Annotated in this window: 15 protein-coding genes and 1 pseudogene; 10 read left to right on the top strand and 6 right to left on the bottom strand. The window is 40.7% G+C overall.

What is annotated here, in order from left to right:
* Window positions 1-127: 127 nt before the first annotated feature.
* The gene (locus EGX73_RS02120; RefSeq protein WP_234981437.1) at window positions 128-919 is read left to right on the top strand and encodes an endo-beta-N-acetylglucosaminidase H; all 792 of its coding nucleotides are present in this window, start codon (window positions 128-130) and stop codon (window positions 917-919) included.
* Between the two features lie 506 nt (window positions 920-1,425).
* Here the strand turns inward: EGX73_RS02120 and EGX73_RS02115 are convergent.
* On the bottom strand, window positions 1,426-1,614 hold the full coding sequence (locus tag EGX73_RS02115) for a hypothetical protein (protein WP_003125527.1): 189 nt from the start codon (window positions 1,612-1,614) through the stop codon (window positions 1,426-1,428).
* Window positions 1,615-1,801: 187 nt separating this feature from the next.
* Window positions 1,802-2,464 carry a hypothetical protein gene (locus EGX73_RS02110; RefSeq protein WP_123866689.1) on the bottom strand — a complete coding sequence of 221 codons (663 nt, stop codon included), beginning with the start codon at window positions 2,462-2,464 and terminating at the stop codon, window positions 1,802-1,804.
* Between the two features lie 297 nt (window positions 2,465-2,761).
* Between EGX73_RS02110 and EGX73_RS02105 the strand changes: the two genes are divergently transcribed.
* Both EGX73_RS02105 and EGX73_RS02100 read left to right on the top strand, forming a co-directional pair.
* Window positions 2,762-3,043 carry a metal-sensitive transcriptional regulator gene (locus EGX73_RS02105; protein WP_005470466.1) on the top strand — a complete coding sequence of 94 codons (282 nt, stop codon included), beginning with the start codon at window positions 2,762-2,764 and terminating at the stop codon, window positions 3,041-3,043.
* Window positions 3,044-3,053: 10 nt separating this feature from the next.
* On the top strand, window positions 3,054-4,412 hold the full coding sequence (locus EGX73_RS02100; protein ID WP_005470468.1) for an MATE family efflux transporter: 1,359 nt from the start codon (window positions 3,054-3,056) through the stop codon (window positions 4,410-4,412).
* 15 nt (window positions 4,413-4,427) lie between these two features.
* Here EGX73_RS02100 and EGX73_RS02095 read toward each other — a convergent pair whose 3' ends face one another.
* From EGX73_RS02095 to EGX73_RS02085, 3 genes are read right to left on the bottom strand one after another with little or no spacing between them, the layout of a single operon-like run.
* Window positions 4,428-5,204 (bottom strand): ABC transporter permease, encoded by a 777-nt coding sequence (locus EGX73_RS02095; protein ID WP_029486423.1) that lies wholly within the window; start codon window positions 5,202-5,204, stop codon window positions 4,428-4,430.
* Window positions 5,205-5,206: 2 nt separating this feature from the next.
* A complete protein-coding gene (locus tag EGX73_RS02090; RefSeq protein WP_005470472.1) occupies window positions 5,207-6,010 on the bottom strand; it encodes a hypothetical protein in 804 nt (267 codons plus the stop codon).
* Window positions 6,007-6,882 (bottom strand): ATP-binding cassette domain-containing protein, encoded by an 876-nt coding sequence (locus EGX73_RS02085; protein WP_253764178.1) that lies wholly within the window; start codon window positions 6,880-6,882, stop codon window positions 6,007-6,009. The genes EGX73_RS02090 and EGX73_RS02085 overlap by 4 nt, the downstream gene beginning before the upstream one ends.
* Before the next feature lie 12 nt (window positions 6,883-6,894).
* Between EGX73_RS02085 and EGX73_RS15890 the strand changes: the two genes are divergently transcribed.
* The 6 genes from EGX73_RS15890 to EGX73_RS02065 all read left to right on the top strand — a co-directional run bounded on the left by EGX73_RS15890 (window position 6,895) and on the right by EGX73_RS02065 (window position 11,339).
* A complete protein-coding gene (locus EGX73_RS15890; protein ID WP_003125537.1) occupies window positions 6,895-7,110 on the top strand; it encodes a hypothetical protein in 216 nt (71 codons plus the stop codon).
* Between the two features lie 237 nt (window positions 7,111-7,347).
* Entirely contained in the window at window positions 7,348-8,754 is a 1,407-nt protein-coding gene (locus EGX73_RS02080) for a hypothetical protein (protein WP_123866687.1), read from the top strand.
* A gap of 286 nt (window positions 8,755-9,040) precedes the next feature.
* A complete protein-coding gene (locus EGX73_RS16105) occupies window positions 9,041-9,214 on the top strand; it encodes a Co-activator of prophage protein expression IbrA (RefSeq protein WP_021150400.1) in 174 nt (57 codons plus the stop codon).
* On the top strand, window positions 9,208-10,347 hold the full coding sequence (locus EGX73_RS02075) for a DUF3440 domain-containing protein (RefSeq protein ID WP_253764177.1): 1,140 nt from the start codon (window positions 9,208-9,210) through the stop codon (window positions 10,345-10,347). The genes EGX73_RS16105 and EGX73_RS02075 overlap by 7 nt, the downstream gene beginning before the upstream one ends.
* A 30-nt stretch (window positions 10,348-10,377) precedes the next feature.
* Window positions 10,378-10,797, top strand: coding sequence for a hypothetical protein (locus EGX73_RS02070; protein WP_003125541.1), 420 nt, complete (start codon window positions 10,378-10,380; stop codon window positions 10,795-10,797).
* Entirely contained in the window at window positions 10,797-11,339 is a 543-nt protein-coding gene (locus EGX73_RS02065) for a ParB/RepB/Spo0J family partition protein (protein WP_005470480.1), read from the top strand. The genes EGX73_RS02070 and EGX73_RS02065 overlap by 1 nt, the downstream gene beginning before the upstream one ends.
* Before the next feature lie 135 nt (window positions 11,340-11,474).
* Here EGX73_RS02065 and EGX73_RS02055 read toward each other — a convergent pair.
* Window positions 11,475-12,044 (bottom strand): annotated as a pseudogene (locus tag EGX73_RS02055) (recombinase family protein).
* A 770-nt stretch (window positions 12,045-12,814) separates the two neighbouring features.
* Here EGX73_RS02055 and EGX73_RS02050 point away from each other — a divergent pair.
* Complete coding sequence (locus tag EGX73_RS02050; protein WP_244321579.1) at window positions 12,815-15,307, top strand: MucBP domain-containing protein; 2,493 nt, start codon at window positions 12,815-12,817, stop codon at window positions 15,305-15,307.
* Window positions 15,308-15,383 lie beyond the last annotated feature (76 nt).

Genomic DNA, 15,383 nt, shown 5'->3' with positions numbered 1-15,383 from the left:
ACTAGCAGTGAAACCATCTCGAAGATTCACAGTTGCTTTTGTAATGATGGTTCTTTTAAGTCTCTTTTCTTTGGCCGCACCGGTTTTAGAAGCTCAGGCTGCCGATCAAGTCACACCGAAAACAGTGATGTATGTTGAAGTCAATGACAACGAATTTAGAAACATTGGGAAATATACGCTAGCCGGAACGGACAAACCTGCAATCGACATCGGGATCATTTTTGCTGCGAATATCAATTATGATCCAGCGACAAAGCAAGCCTATCTTCATTTAAATGAGCAAGTACAAAAAACACTAGCCGAAAAGGAAACCCAGATCAAACCGTTACAAGCACGAGGCACAAAAGTTCTCTTATCGATATTAGGAAATCACCAAGGAGCTGGTTTTGCAAATTTCACAGATTATGCCAGTGCTGATGCGTTTGCTGCGGAGCTAGAACAAGTGGTGAAAACGTATGGTTTAGACGGAATCGATTTTGATGATGAGTATGCAGAATACGGGAAGAATGGGACACCTCAACCAAATGATCAGTCATTCATTTGGCTTATTCAAGCATTGAGAAATCGTCTTGGGACAGATAAGCTGATCACACTATATAATATTGGTCCTGCTGCCGAGAATTCAATGTATAATGAAAATGTTTCAAAGACGATCGATTATAGCTGGAATCCATATTATGGCTCTTGGCAGGTTCCTTACTTTGTTGGAATGGGGGCCGACCGTTTAGGACCAGCGGCTGTAGAAGTAGGAAGAAACCAAGCGCAGAGCATTCAATATGCTAAACGGACGAAAGCTGAAAATTACGGGATTTTCCTAATGTATAATCTTCGCAGCACCAACTCTGCCGATTATCTTTCAGGAATCACACAGGAATTGTATGGAAAGAAGACTGTATATACAGAGACTATTCCAAACTAGAAGGATTCAAATCAAAATGAGAAATGTGTCATAGATAACGACTGTGGGGGACGCTTCAACAAGAAGTGCCTTCGCAGTTTTTTTATTCGAGGATAGGATTATCAGCAGATCTCCGTAGCTGGAAATTTATCAACAAAAGTAGAAGAAATGTTTTTTTATTGGGAGATTTGAGGGGAATAGAATAGTAAATCTTTGTTTTGCTCAGCAATAAGACCACTTGAAATTCGTAGAAGAATGGCTTACCATTGTTCTGTAGTTCCGAAAAACAAACAAGGAAGAGGTACCAGGCAAGAGCACTTGGGGAAGATTCTCTTGGGGGAAGCCTGATACATCTCCTGTTTTTTTATTTTAACATTATTTGCAAATAATGTAGAGAGATATTGAATAAATAAAATAAAAATACTTTATACATTTTGGTGTTTCAACGAAGCAACACTAATTGGGCTGCCTTTTTTCTGTCTTGGGGATCCTGTACCTAAAATCAGTTTCCTCAGTCTCTGAAAGTTTTATCCCACCAATGATGCAGTTTTGATTGAAAAGTTGCAAAGTTTCGCAACTCCTGTTTCAGAAGTACCTTGAATCAACACTGTAGCTGTATTTTCGTAAACATGAATAACGCTAACATCTTGTAAACCACTAAAGCCAATAACCTTTGCCTGATAGTCTTGACCAGGAAACACTTGATATTTTTCCATGTTTGCTCTCCTTTTTTATTTTAATTTATTCTTATTTCAAAAGAATAATAAGTAAAAAGCATAAAAAAGTAAAGGAAAACGAATTAAGAAATAGCACTCTTTTTGTTCACAATTTGTTGGTGCAGAAAAATATCTCCTCATAGAAAAGAGAAAGCTGCTTCAATTTAGATAATTATAAGGACTTATGTTATTTAATTTCCAGGTAAATCAAATAGGCATTTGGCAAGGTTTTCAAGTTATCTGGTGCTAGATTATTCGCCATATCATCATAGATCTTTAGTCCATCATTTCCTTCTGCTAAATAAAGCAGCGGGATTTTTTTGTTTTTCTCAAGTTTCACTTTGCCGTTTTTGATAGTAGTCACAGCACCAAATTGTCTGTCTTCCTGTGTAAGGGGAAAGTCATAGTCGGAAAGATCGGTGACTGTTTGTGACATGGCGCCATTGGAGAATAGCTTCACCAATAAATGATTCTGTCCTTCCGCAATACCAAAGTTTAGATAGCCACTGATGGAAACATCTTTTTCATAAATCAAAGAAGCAACTGAGTCATGAGTATTTAATTCACCTTTGCGATAGTGATCAAAATAGACTGTTAATGAGGTTGCCGTGGTGTTGAATTTTAGTTGCGAACCATATGCCAGTAGCAAACCCGTTAAATCTGGTTTATTTTCTAGTTGAACAAGCTGACCATCAGGGACACCGGCTATTTTGCTACCCTGAAAAGGCCAGTAATTGAAGTGATTCAAGAACAGACCCAACACTACAACAACCAGGGTAGGGAGGAGGATGAGAACAAGACGTTTTGGCTTGCGCGTTTTATGGGTTGTTGGCTTTTCAGATGGCTGCATGTTGATTCGCTCCTTTTAAGTTGATCTTTCTTCTTTGATTTTCTCACAGTATAGTGTTTAAAACAATATTCAAAGTGTAAAATTACTATATGGAACGACAGTACTTGTAAAAGTTGCACTAAGTGAGTTTGTTGCTGTCTGTTTCTCTCATTCATGAGCGGATTTGTAGCACCTCCGAGGAAAGATAATTGAAATGACTTTAGCAATAGAAGGATTTAAACAAAACTTTTTGACTTGGAAATAATTTTTGATTAATATAGGGGTGGGGGGTACCCCTATATTAAAGGAGGAGTCGACATGTCACATGCCAAAGAACATCAAACAGATGAATTACTTAAACGCCTGAATAAAATTGAAGGGCAAGTCTCTGGGATTAAAAAGATGGTCGTCGCTAATAAAGATTATGGGGATATCATGATCCAGTTGAACTCAGCTCGTTCGGCCATTCAAAAAATCAGCCAAATCCTCTTGGAGGCCCAAGCGGATCATGCATTGATGCATGTTAGTGAAGGATCGGATTTGGAGGAAGAAATGAAGGCCTTGAAACGGGTGATCACCCAATACAACAAGTTGAATTGAGTGACAGAATATGACTAAATTAAATGCAGATTTGCCAAAAGACATGCAAATCCAGAAACGAATCATTCATTTGGCATTGCCAGCAACTGTGGAGAATGTCTTGGAAACGACAGTGGGCTTTATTGACTCATTGATGGTTTCTAAAATCGGATTATTTGCTGTTGCAGGTGTTGGTTTGGCTAATGCAATATTGAATGTATATATAGCTATTTTCATTGCTTTAGGAATTGGGACATCTTCATTGATTTCACGAAGTATCGGCGCAAATAACCTAGAAAAAGCAAAGCAGATCGCTAAGCAATCGTTGTTGTTGGCAATCATCTCTGGTCTTTTTCTTGGAATTGTAAGTTTAGTAGCTGGATCTCAGCTTTTAACGATCATGGGAGCGACAAAAGAAACCCTTGATTCTTCCCTGCAATTTTTTAGTATTGTAGGGGGCGGAGCTATTGTTATTGCAACGATGTCTACTTTAGGAAGTATGCTACGAGCAATCGGAGATACCAAAACACCAATGAAAATCGGTATTATTACGAACGTATTGAATGTCGTAGTGGATTATGTCTTGATTTTTGGTGTAGGGCCAATTCCAGCTTTAGGTGTGATGGGAACAGCGTTAGGAACATTAATTGCCAGGTCGTTAGGTACGATATTACTTTATCGAAAAGTACAGCATTCTGTTATTGCTTTTCCATTGTTTACTCGATTGAATAAAAGTAGTTTCAATGAACTGTTGCGAATTTCTTTTCCAGCAGCGTTGGAGCGGTTAGTGATGCGTTTGGGACAGGTATTGTACTTTGGTCTGATCGTGGCGATTGGTGCCAAAACCTATTCAGCACACACCATTGCTGGCAGTATTGAAAGCTTTGTGTATATGCCTGCCTATGGGTTGGCGACGGCTGCTGCTACACTGACGGGAATGAGTATAGGAAAGAAAGATTATGATGAGACAAAACGAATTGCTTTTTTATCTGTAAAATATGGTGTGATTATTCTTAGTCTCTTAGGGATTGGACTATTTATTGGGTCTCCGATTGTTGCTACTTTGTTCACGAAAGATCCCGAAGCACTTCGTCAAATCGTGGTGGCTTTGAGGATCGATGCGTTCAATCAACCAGGATTAGCGATCAGTCTCATTCTAGCTGGCGTGCTGCAAGGAATGGGAGACACCAAGACACCATTGTATAGTACAGCGTTTGGGATGTGGGTGATACGAATAGTAGGTGTGATAGTGTTAGGCAATAGCTTGAATTTAGGGATCGCTGGTGTTTGGCTGGCAATTGGGATCGACTTGTACACTCGCTCGGCTTTTTTGTCCTATCGTTTTAAAAGAAATATCCGCAGACTTACGAAAAAAGGAAGCCCCGACTGAGGACTTCCTTTTTCATTACGAACCGGTAGAAACATACTTGCTCAGACCAAAGCGCCAAAACAAGAGGGCGGGAATACCAAATGGCAAGCATAGTAATGGAGCGAACGCCCACAGTGGCTGCTCCAGCCAACCAATGATAAATAAAAAGGGATAGTATTGAAACCAAGCCATTGGAATGACATAGGTCAAGATCCGCAAGACTTGTTTGCCGTAGATGCTAAATGGATAACGGCCAAATTCGCGGGCGCCGTCCGTGAAAATGTTCATGAATTCCAATCCCTGAAGGGTGAAAAAAGAAATGGCGGCATAAATCAAAAAGAGAAAAAAGAACAAGACGGCACCACAGAGAATCATCAAAGTCAGAGTCAGCACTTTGATTGGCTGCCAATCAATGCCGCTTGTTGGCAGTACATAGCAAAACAAGAGCAATGCTTGCAGGAGCCGACCAATGCGAGTGAATTCCATTTTAGCAGCCAGCACTTGAAAGACTAGCGGACGAGGCCGGACTAATGCTCGATCAAATTCGCCATTGGCGATCATTTGCGGGAATAGGTCGAAACCGCGGGCAAAACATTCCGCTAATGAAAAAGAAAAAAGGACTGTCGCAAAGCACAGCAGCACTTCCTCAAATGAGAAGCCATCCACTTGATGGAACTGGGAAAACATAAACAAAATTCCCAGAAAAGCGGTAAAGGAACCAAGGAATTGGCCTAATGCCGTCAAGAAGAACGAAACCTTATATTGCATTTGACTTTTCAAATGGATACTAAAATATTTCCAGTAAAGAGACATCTTCAACCCCCCTGTACAATCACTCGTTTTAACGCACGAGCCATCCAAAACTTGCCACCAGCTACCAATACCACCAACCAAAAGAGCTGCATTCCCAGCATCTGCCACAACGCATGTCCAACCAAATCCCCGCTATAAATCCGTAACGGGACATTTTGCATCGCGGCAAAAGGCAGCAATTCAGCGATTTGTCGAAAAGGCTGTGGGAAAAATGGCAACGGAATAATGGCGCCAGCGAGAAATTCACCGATTGCCCCCATCACAACTCGCACCCCGAGAGAAGAAAGGGTATAGAATGTCGAAATATAAATCAACATGGACACAGCCACTACGACGCCTAGACTTAAAACCAGCGACAGCATAAACAGCAGTATGCTCATCAGATTTTCTGGTAAGACCAAACGATAGGGCACTGGCAACAAAAAGACGATAGCAAAAATCGGCAGGCAGCGCAGCAAAGCTTTTGCACAGCGGTTCGCTGCTGATTGGCAAAACCAGCGGTCATAGAGATCCATTGGACGAGCCAACTCGTAAGCGATCGTTCCTGATGTTATGGCATCAAAAATCTCATTTTCAAAAAACCATAACATGAACAATGCTAAGAAAGCTTGCTGCATCCAGACATAAGAGACGGTTTGCTGAAAGGTCATTGGAAAAGCAGCTGGATCGGTCTGATAAAAGGCGCGGAAAGCGAAAATCTCCAACATGCCCCAAACGAATTGTGTCACCATTCCAGCGAATGCTGCCGATCGATATTGCAGACTATTTGTAAAACGGATGCGAAAAAGTGCCTGATACTTGTTCATATATGGTACTCCTTATACAACTTAGCAACCATTTCTTCTGCTGTGATACTGGAAACAGACAGATCAGTGATCTCCACTTGCTGGCTAAGCTGTGTGATAGCTTGCGGAACGGTCAGCTGATTTGGATCAATCGTTAGTTCCAATCGCCCGATTTCTGCTTGGGTTACAGTGACGCCTGCTGGAAGTGTCGGTGCGATTCCTAGATAATCGATCTGCAATGTTTTGGCGTCAGAGAAGCGTTGCTTCAACTCTGGCAATTGACCATCTAATAAAATTTGCCCTTTACCAATCAGTAAAATGCGTTCTGTCAATGCTTCAATGTCCTGCATGTCATGGGTCGTTAGGATGACAGTCGTTCCCTTTTCCTGATTACGCTTTTTGATGAATTGGCGCACTGCGATCTTAGACACCGCATCAAGGCCAATCGTCGGTTCATCTAGAAACAAAATCTTGGGATCATGGAGCAACGAAGCGGCAATCTCGCAGCGCATACGTTGCCCTAGACTCAAGGAACGGGCGGGGGTTTTCAACGTTTCGCTTAGATCGAGCAAAGTGACTAGCTCTTCCAGATTTTGCCGATAGACTTGCGGATCGACCCGATAAATATCACGAATCAGCTCGAAACTGTCGATGACTGGGACATCCCACCAGAGCTGACTGCGTTGACCAAAGACAACGCCAATGTCTCGGACATGATCGATCCGTTCTTTCCATGGAACGCGCCCGTTGATCAAGCACGTTCCGTCATCAGGTGTCAAAACGCCGCACATGATTTTGATGGTGGTACTTTTCCCGGCACCGTTCGGACCGATGTATCCGACCATTTCTCCTTCTTGAATCGTAAAGCTGATATCTTGTAAAGCGGGGATCATTGAAACCTCTCGATGAAAGAGCGCTTTGGTAGCATTACGAAAACCACTTTGGCGTTTCGCGACTTTGAAGCTTTTGTTGAGGTGTTGCACTTGGATCATTTGGATTCACTCACTTTCTTTTTTGGCAAAAAACGCGACAAAAAGAGCATCCGAAAACACGAATACTCGCAACGAGTTGGTCCAAACGAACATGGTTGGGGCAGCGGTTCGTCAGCCAAACAAAAGTAACGCTAGTGTAGCATAGCGAATGATTGAATTCAATGGAAGAAAAGATGTAAGTGATAAAAACGACATTCTAAACGAGCGATAAAGGAATAACGCCTTCGACTCTTAGCTTCTTTTTTTATGGAAAGCCGTGCGGTCTTTATATAGAAAAGGTATAATAAATGAGAAACGATCACTTGTACATGTCAATAGATCGTACCACAGATGAGTGATTGGTAGAGAGAAATAAGGAGGTTCCTGATGGTTCAACGAATCAAGAAATGGCTCGTGACGTTTGCACAAACGACCCCATTTCTTTTAAGTAATACGGTAATCGTGATTCCGTATTTGTTATTCCTAGGATTGAATGATGGCAAGAGTTGGTTAACGATTTTGCCGTTTACTTTATTTTATACATTACGGATGACAGGAATTTTTCTCATCCGCAGTATACGTTTGGGATTAGACAGTTATACACTGCTGATTGGTGCTTTGCTGATGGGTGGTGTTGGAGCCTTTGCTGGAGTTCTAGGTGTTTATTATTTTCCATTTTTCTATTTATCCGGTAGTCTGCTAGGGCTGAGTGCCTCTTGGCTAGTTCCAACGAATCGCACGGTCAATCTTCATGAAAAGAACTTGGGATTTATCAATATGACTCGTAAAAAAGTGCCTTTTGCATTGTTCTTACTGATTTTGTTGTTAGTGGTGATGGAATGGTCAGGCACAACGAAGCTGATAGCCGCATTTGGCTTGTATACGATGTTTTACGTCATGGCTTACCATACAGTTACCCACTATCCTAGATATAGCATCGACTTTAAGCAAATGAATTCAAAAGTGATCGCCTTTAAAGAATTGCTTCTTTTTCTAATCTTTTTCTTGTTACTCTTTTTGCTGCGGAATGCACGTTTATTGGCAAATATCCAATTGCTTGATTGGGCGATTTATGGTTTCTTTTTCCTCTTCTTAGGTGCCGTATTTTATCTGGGACGAGCGAAGAAGCATTGGAAGCTGCCCTCATGGCTCAACGTGCTAACTTTTTTAAATGGCATGTTAGGGAATTTTGTTTTCTTATTTGGAGCGCTTTATCTAGGAAGTCTACATGGGACAGAGGCGTTGACTCGCTATTTGTATTTGCCTTATCTTGGAGGAATGATTTTGTCCATGATCTTAGGCAAACGTATTCTGCAAGGGATTTTTCCAAATACAGTTCCAGTTCTGCTTGGTGGTTTGGCTCTTTCACTGTTTGTGCTTCTTTTTCCACAAAGTTTTGTTCTTGGTTTGCTTTTATTAAGCTTTTGGCAATCTTTGACTAGCAGCTGGTTGAATCAGCAGTATGCGCAGGAGTCTTCTTTGCCTGTTGATCAACGAATGATCGCCAAATTTACCACTCAAAATAAGGGGAGTGTCACGCATCAATTTGTCATGATGGCTTTTCTACTGATTATGACAACTCTCTTTGATCGCCCGATGAATATCTTGTTACAGCTATCGGGAAACGATCCATTGTCATCTCCAGATTTACACGTATTAAATGATGCCAAATGGTTGAATTGCGGTATCTTAATGGTTGCTGTCATCGTTGTGTACATCTTGTGGAAAAAAAACCACTCAACTGGAGAAAGTGACGAAACAATAAAAACGAACGATGATTTTCCATTGGAGTAAGGAAAATCCCACTAGACTAGCAACTAGTCCAGTGGGATTTTTACGTTTTGATAACCATTGGATTTTCCCAATCCGCTTAATTGATGATCCAGCTCAAGCAATGTCAGGGTTAGACAGACAAATTTTTTTCCTAATCGAAAGAAAGAGTGGAAATATTTGGATGTTTATTTCGTTAAGAAGGATTCTGCAATTAAGAGGTAGGCTTGTAAGCAACCCCAATTCACTTTATAATGAAAGTGAATACATGCACAAATTCAATCAAAAATAAGTAAAAGAAGCGGGGTTTATGAAGAAATATTACGATATCAATGTGTTGGCAGCTGCTGAGGAACGTCTGACGTATATATTCAATACCTTTTCTCATGTTTATTTCTCTTTTAGCGGTGGGAAAGACAGCGGAGCAATGGTCCAATTAGCTGACCAAATTGCCCAAAAAAGTGGAAAAAATTTGACTTGTTGATTTTAGACATCGAAGCCAATTATCGCTCAACTCGGAACTTTATGGAATCGATCAAACGGCTGAAAAGCGTTCAACAGGTCTATCATTTCTGCTTGCCATTTTATGAAGATAACACGACTAGTATTTTTCAACCTCAGTGGAAAATGTGGGATGAAGTCGAACGGGATAAGTGGGTCCAAGAAATGCCCAGGGATGCGATTTCGCTGTCAGATCTCGATGAATCAATGATGGAACTGTACCAAAGTGCGAATTTAAACCCAGATAAATTTCTGAAAAATTTTGCCTTTTGGTATGCGAATCATCATAAAGGCGAGCCGGTTGCCTGCGGCATCGGCATTCGTACCCAAGAAAGCTTGCATCGCTACCGGGCTATTTTAAATCGGAATTTCAATTATCAAGGACATTGCTGGATCAAGCATCAAACCAATCAAGGGGAGATTCTCAACTTTTATCCGCTTTATGACTGGAAGACAGAGGACGTCTGGGGGGCGTATGCGCACTTTGATTGGGAAATGAATGGTTTTTATGACAAGCTTTACACTTATGGAGTGTCCCTCTCCCAAATGCGGATTTGTCAGCCATATGGCCTGCAGCAACGAAAAGGACTTTCTCAATATGCGTTAGTCGAACCGGATACTTGGGAGAAAATCGTCAACCGTGTTTCTGGCGCGAATTTTGGCCGCTTGTATGCACGGACTTCCTTGTTGGCCCATTACAATACTCAAAAACCTGCCCACATGACTTGGCAGGAGTACGCTGTCTTTTTGCTGGAATCGATTGGGTTATATTCCAAAAATCTGCAAGACCATTACTACCGTAAAATATCGATTCTGATCGCTCACTATCGGGACAAGTACGGTGTTCATGTAGAGGCGATCCCCGATGAAACCAAACGCAAAGAATGGCTGAAGAATGAAGTACTTTGGCATGACTGGAAGGGGATCGCGAAAGCATTGGAAAAAAATGATTTTTCTTTGAGTACCAGACAATACGCATTGACCAAGAAAGACGAGTCTGAACTCTATGCGTTAGCCGTGGAATTTGGTGCGGCATTAGGCATCGAACACCTGCCAAAATACCAATTGAAGAAGTTAGGAAAGACCTATGAACAATTGACCAAGAATCAGCCGTAATCAGTTATTTGCTGAAAGGATGTGGAGTAGTTGAAAGAACAACTGATCGTCTTTTTTCCACCATATAAGAAAGGACATTTCTATCAATTGATGGGGCCTTTCTTTGCTGAGCGAATCTACCAAAAGCAATTTCCCTATCTCGTTAATTCTGGGGATTGCCATTGGTATGTGATCGTGGATTCGCTGAATCAGGTGATGGGCTTCTCTTACTATGAAAAAAAAACAGCTCGCATCGAGATTGGCGAATTCTATGAAAAAGAGCCTGCTTCAGGCAGAAAAACTCTTTTGTTAAGAAAAATGCTGCATGACATCCGAAAAAAACATCCGGATCAAGAAATCACAGTCACAACGAGTCACCCTAACGAAGTGGCGTTGTTCCAGACAAAAGGGTTCACCGTTTTTCGCCAAACGAAGAACTATTATTTTCTCAAAAGGGAGTGTTCTGTTTAATGGAAAAAATTGCTTTTCCTGTGCTAGCTGTAAAAATGGTTCCATTGATTCAAATTCACGCCAATCACTACAATCCCAATAAAGTAGCGGAACCCGAGTTGGAACTTTTGGAGTTGTCGATTCGGGAAGACGGATTCACACAACCATTAGTCTGTTATTTTGACAACGAAAAAGAAGGGTACTTACTGATTGACGGCTTTCACCGCTATCAAGTGGCCAAAGAACGGTTGAACCTAAAAGAAGTGCCAGTGACTGTTATCGATAAGCCATTGGAACACCGTATGGCTTCCACTGTTAGACATAATCGAGCTCGAGGCACTCATGGTATCGAGAAGATGAGCAAAATCGTTCAACAATTAGTAGCAAGCGGATGGACAGATGATCGGATTGCCAAAGAATTGGGAATGGAGGCAGAAGAAGTCTTTCGTTTCAAACAAAGCTCCGGCTTAAAGAGTGCCTTTTCGAATCATCAATTTAGCCGATCATGGACTGATTTCGAAAAAAAATATTATCAGAAACAAGAAGAACCAGAGAATATTTGATTAAACACTAGAAAATTTGCTGTGTTAAAATTAGAAAAAAGACCATTGGATTACTCGTGATGAGCTTGCTTTCATCGTAAAACAATGGTCGTTTTTTGATGTGGTTTGCTGGGTTAGCGAAGGAAAGCCAAGTGATCAGCCTTGCAATGCTGATTGTTTTAAATAACGATAAAACGTTGCTTTCTTGACACCGGTCTTTTGACAAACTTCTGCTACTGAATAGCCCTACTCTTGATACAAAAGGAGAGCTTTTTGGATTAACTGAGGATCTACCTTGGGTCTACCACCAATGTTTCCTCTTGCCCGTGCAGAAATCAGCCCTTCTTTGGTACGTTCGACAATAATATCACGTTCAAACTGACTAAATGCTTGGAAAACGGTCATCATCAATTTCCCCTGCGGTGTCTGAGTATCAAAATTTTCTTTGACACTGATTACTTTCACACCTTTTTGTTCAAAAAAATATACCAAATCAATTAAGTCTTTGGTACTGCGGCCAAGACGGGAAAAGCTTTCGATGATGATTTGATCCTGTTGCTTCACGCGCTTTTTTAATTTGATCAACTCTGGCCGATTGGCCTGCGTACCACTAATCTTTTCTGTATAAATATTATGGCAGTTATATTTCTCAAGTAAATCCAATTGACGTGAAAGATCTTGCTGTCTTGTAGAGACTCGCGCATAACCATAAACCATTCCTGACATCTATATTCCTCCAGTTGAAAATTTTTCTTAGTGAAAGAATACCTTTTTTTGTACATGAAGTATATAACGTAAAATAACGAATTATTTTGTCTGACTAAATGAAAATTCGTTTTCAAACATCCTATTTTTCCCCACTCATTTTTTTTCTTTGAAGATAGCAGATAAACCAAAACAATAATTGCTGAATTTGTTTGTCTAGAAGAGAGCAGGGCGTTGAGTAAGGACAAGAAAAAAATGGCGGTCGTTAAGTTTTTTTTGCTATTTACGGAAATAAAACATTCTAAAAAAACAATCCCTGTCACATTGCTGTTTTTAAATATATCGGTTCGTTTGTTATGTAATCCCCTGAGGAAGAAAATGTTTTCTGCTGAAGAAGGGGAACATCACGTCAATTTTTTCACTAGGTAAAGAAAATATTGGTGGGTTTTATTTTTTTTGAGTTGTTATGATTAATCTCGAGAAATTTAAATTTCTCAATCTTTTGTCTCAAAAGCCTTCGTTTTTGAGACGCTTACTTATGGGGGACACACTTCATCTGCGCTGTCTAGAGACAAAGGATTTTTGTCTTTATACAAAGTCATTTGTCCGTTTTTTTATTTGCTTATTAAAAACGAAGATTTTTGATTTTAAAAGGTGGAAGGAGGAATGTGTCTAAAAAATAGACAATAACAAACGGTCGAATGTTAAACGAGTTTAAAAACGCAGTTATTGCTTATGTAGAGTAGGAAACGCATGGTTAAATTCGCTAGTTTATACAAAAGGAGGGAATGATGGAAAAAGTAAAAAAAATGGATCAACTGATTAAATTTCTAGTTGTCTTCTCCATTCTTTTATCGCATATTCCCATAGATATGGTTTATGCAGAGGAGATCTCTCAATCCAATAATACCGTCGAATCAAATAGGCAAGAATCAGAACAAGTAATGAATCATCCTCTAGAGCGAAATAATCCCTTAGTCCAGTTAATTGCTAATCCGCCAGAAGGAGGAAATCCTCAACAATTTGTGAGTCCAACACCTACGGGATCGATCCCAGGTATAATGGCAAGACCCAATGTTAATTGGCGGTTTGTCAAGTGGGAGATTAGTAGCAGCATTGGGGTTTCTGTCAATGATGTTTATGCAGAATCTTCCTTGATCACGGTACAAGGAGCTGGTGAAGCAGTCATTCAAGCAATATATGAACGGATTCCTGGAGGAATAGTGACAGTTAGGCATGTCGATGAATCTGGAAATGAGATTGCGAATACCGTGCTTCTGAATGGCTATCAAGGAGAATCTTATACCGCAGAAGCCAAGAATATATCGGGCTGGGAACTAATGACAACTCCTCAAAATGCGGCTGGTACGTTTACTGGAGTTGACCAGACCGTCGTTTTTACTTATAAGCGAATTCCAGCCGGAGAAGTTCTTGTGAAATATGTTGATGAATCTGGAAATGACGTTACGGAGAGTGCGACATTGACTGGTTATTACGGAGACACTTATACCGCAGAAGCTAAAACAATCGAAGGCTGGGAATTAATTACGGTACCCGATAATGTATCAGGAACGTTCTCGGATACGGGACAGACAGTTGTGTTCGTTTATCAGCGTCAGCTTTCTCTCTGGGGAACTGTTCCATGGGACTATGATGAAGTTTCAAAAACAATTACGCTTTATGGAGGGGTTGCTGGGCTTGTGGATGCAGCACCTTGGAAACTTCCATCAATGGCTACTGAATTTATTGTTGTTAAAGAAACGGTTGTCCTACCAGCAAATTCAGGACAATTATTTATGGGGGCATCAAATTTAAGGGCAATCGAAGGTGCGAATAAATTTGATACGTCTTCAGTTACTCATATGAACTGGATGTTTGGGAATGCAAGCTCCTTGGAAAGTCTTGACTTGAATCAATGGGATACATCCTCGGTAATTGACATGACAGCCATGTTTAATGGCACGAGTTCACTTAAAGAATTGGCCATAGAAAATTTTGATACGTCCAAGGTAACCAATATCGATTATCTGCAAAATTTTTTACAGCATACGGCGGAATCACACTCAGGAACATTTATGCAAAAAGGCTTGATGGAGGGACAACGTCTGCTTCTTGAACAAAGTCGACCTGAAGCTGAAAAGATGTTTATCCATATTGGCGATGATAGTGCCAATCGCAGCTATTTACCTGCTGAAAATGCAACTGTGTATCCCAATACAGGAAAGATCAATGATTATAATGGTTATCATACTAGCAGCTATACCAAAGCTTTCCAAACAGCTAATCCTCAATACCATACAACAAGTAAGACTTCAACAGATAGTTTAGCAGTTCCAGTCAGCAGTCAAGTGGTGACTGATGAAACATTAGGAACGATCGTTGACATCAAGGAATCGAACTTTACGGTTTATTCAGTGGCAACGGCACCTTCGGCAAGGGGTGAATACATTGCCCGTAATCTTGCTACTGCACCGGCTAATTATTTGACGACGGACGAAAACCTTAGCGGTCTTGGTTCAGCATTGAAAGAAATTGCGAACCACATTGATAAAACGATTCCCAATGGAACGATCACAGACCCTATGGGGGAAGGAATCCTTTTACAAGGAGCCGGTACGTTTGATAATAGCCATTATCAATTGGTCGGGTGGCGCAAAAATGATCAAGGAGCATGGATCCAAGCTCCTGAAATTGTTGCAGCAGTTCAAGTAACTGAAGCTAATCAAACCATCTCTATCAGCAACATCGCGTTAGGTGAAAATGAAAAACTTACCCTAACTTATCAGGTTCGAATAAATACAGAATCCGCTGAGTTTCAAGGAGAAACATGGGTCTTGTGTAATGGACGTACGACATTAACAACAGGAAGTGATGGTGAATATTTAGATTTTCCTATTCCATCCATCAAGGCACCTGTCGTAGAATTGAAAATTATGAAGAAGTGGGTCAATGTTCCAGATGCTGAGATTCCTGATCAGATCGAATACCAAGTCAAAAGAACAACCACCGTTAGTGCTGAAAGTTGGCAAATGTCAGATAGTTTAACCTCGAATAAAGGCGAGGGCTATCAAGGAACACGCACAAAAGTCCCAGTTGAAGGCCAAAATGTAGTATTACCAAAGTACAATAACCAAGGGGAAGATTTCTTTTACACTGTCGAAGAAGTCAATGTTCCAGATGACTTTGAAAGTGCGGTAACCAATGAGGATGGTACCATCATTATTACCAATACTAAAAAAGAAACATCAAGTACGACAGAGCCAAGTGTCACAGAGCAAGCGTAACGGAGCCAAGTACGACAGAACCAAGTACGACAGAACCAAACACAACTGATTCGTCCATATTAGGGACTCAGAACAA

Source organism: Enterococcus sp. FDAARGOS_553, from assembly GCF_003812305.1.
GTDB lineage: Bacteria > Bacillota > Bacilli > Lactobacillales > Enterococcaceae > Enterococcus_D > Enterococcus_D gallinarum.
This window is presented reverse-complemented; position numbering and strand designations above follow the sequence as displayed.

What these genes read in the sequence shown, in the direction of transcription:
- EGX73_RS02080 (WP_123866687.1), top strand. Translation starts at nt 7,348, where the DNA reads ATGGTTCAACGAATCAAGAAATGGCTCGTGACGTTTGCACAAACGACC.
- EGX73_RS02065 (WP_005470480.1), top strand. Translation starts at nt 10,797, where the DNA reads ATGGAAAAAATTGCTTTTCCTGTGCTAGCTGTAAAAATGGTTCCATTG.
- EGX73_RS02115 (WP_003125527.1), bottom strand. Translation starts at nt 1,614, where the DNA reads ATGGAAAAATATCAAGTGTTTCCTGGTCAAGACTATCAGGCAAAGGTT.
- EGX73_RS02050 (WP_244321579.1), top strand. Translation starts at nt 12,815, where the DNA reads ATGGAAAAAGTAAAAAAAATGGATCAACTGATTAAATTTCTAGTTGTC.
- EGX73_RS02090 (WP_005470472.1), bottom strand. Translation starts at nt 6,010, where the DNA reads ATGAACAAGTATCAGGCACTTTTTCGCATCCGTTTTACAAATAGTCTG.
- EGX73_RS02100 (WP_005470468.1), top strand. Translation starts at nt 3,054, where the DNA reads ATGACTAAATTAAATGCAGATTTGCCAAAAGACATGCAAATCCAGAAA.
- EGX73_RS02110 (WP_123866689.1), bottom strand. Translation starts at nt 2,464, where the DNA reads ATGCAGCCATCTGAAAAGCCAACAACCCATAAAACGCGCAAGCCAAAA.
- EGX73_RS02095 (WP_029486423.1), bottom strand. Translation starts at nt 5,204, where the DNA reads ATGTCTCTTTACTGGAAATATTTTAGTATCCATTTGAAAAGTCAAATG.
- EGX73_RS16105 (WP_021150400.1), top strand. Translation starts at nt 9,041, where the DNA reads ATGAAGAAATATTACGATATCAATGTGTTGGCAGCTGCTGAGGAACGT.
- EGX73_RS02120 (WP_234981437.1), top strand. Translation starts at nt 128, where the DNA reads ATGTATGTTGAAGTCAATGACAACGAATTTAGAAACATTGGGAAATAT.
- EGX73_RS02085 (WP_253764178.1), bottom strand. Translation starts at nt 6,882, where the DNA reads ATGATCCCCGCTTTACAAGATATCAGCTTTACGATTCAAGAAGGAGAA.
- EGX73_RS15890 (WP_003125537.1), top strand. Translation starts at nt 6,895, where the DNA reads ATGAAAGAGCGCTTTGGTAGCATTACGAAAACCACTTTGGCGTTTCGC.
- EGX73_RS02105 (WP_005470466.1), top strand. Translation starts at nt 2,762, where the DNA reads ATGTCACATGCCAAAGAACATCAAACAGATGAATTACTTAAACGCCTG.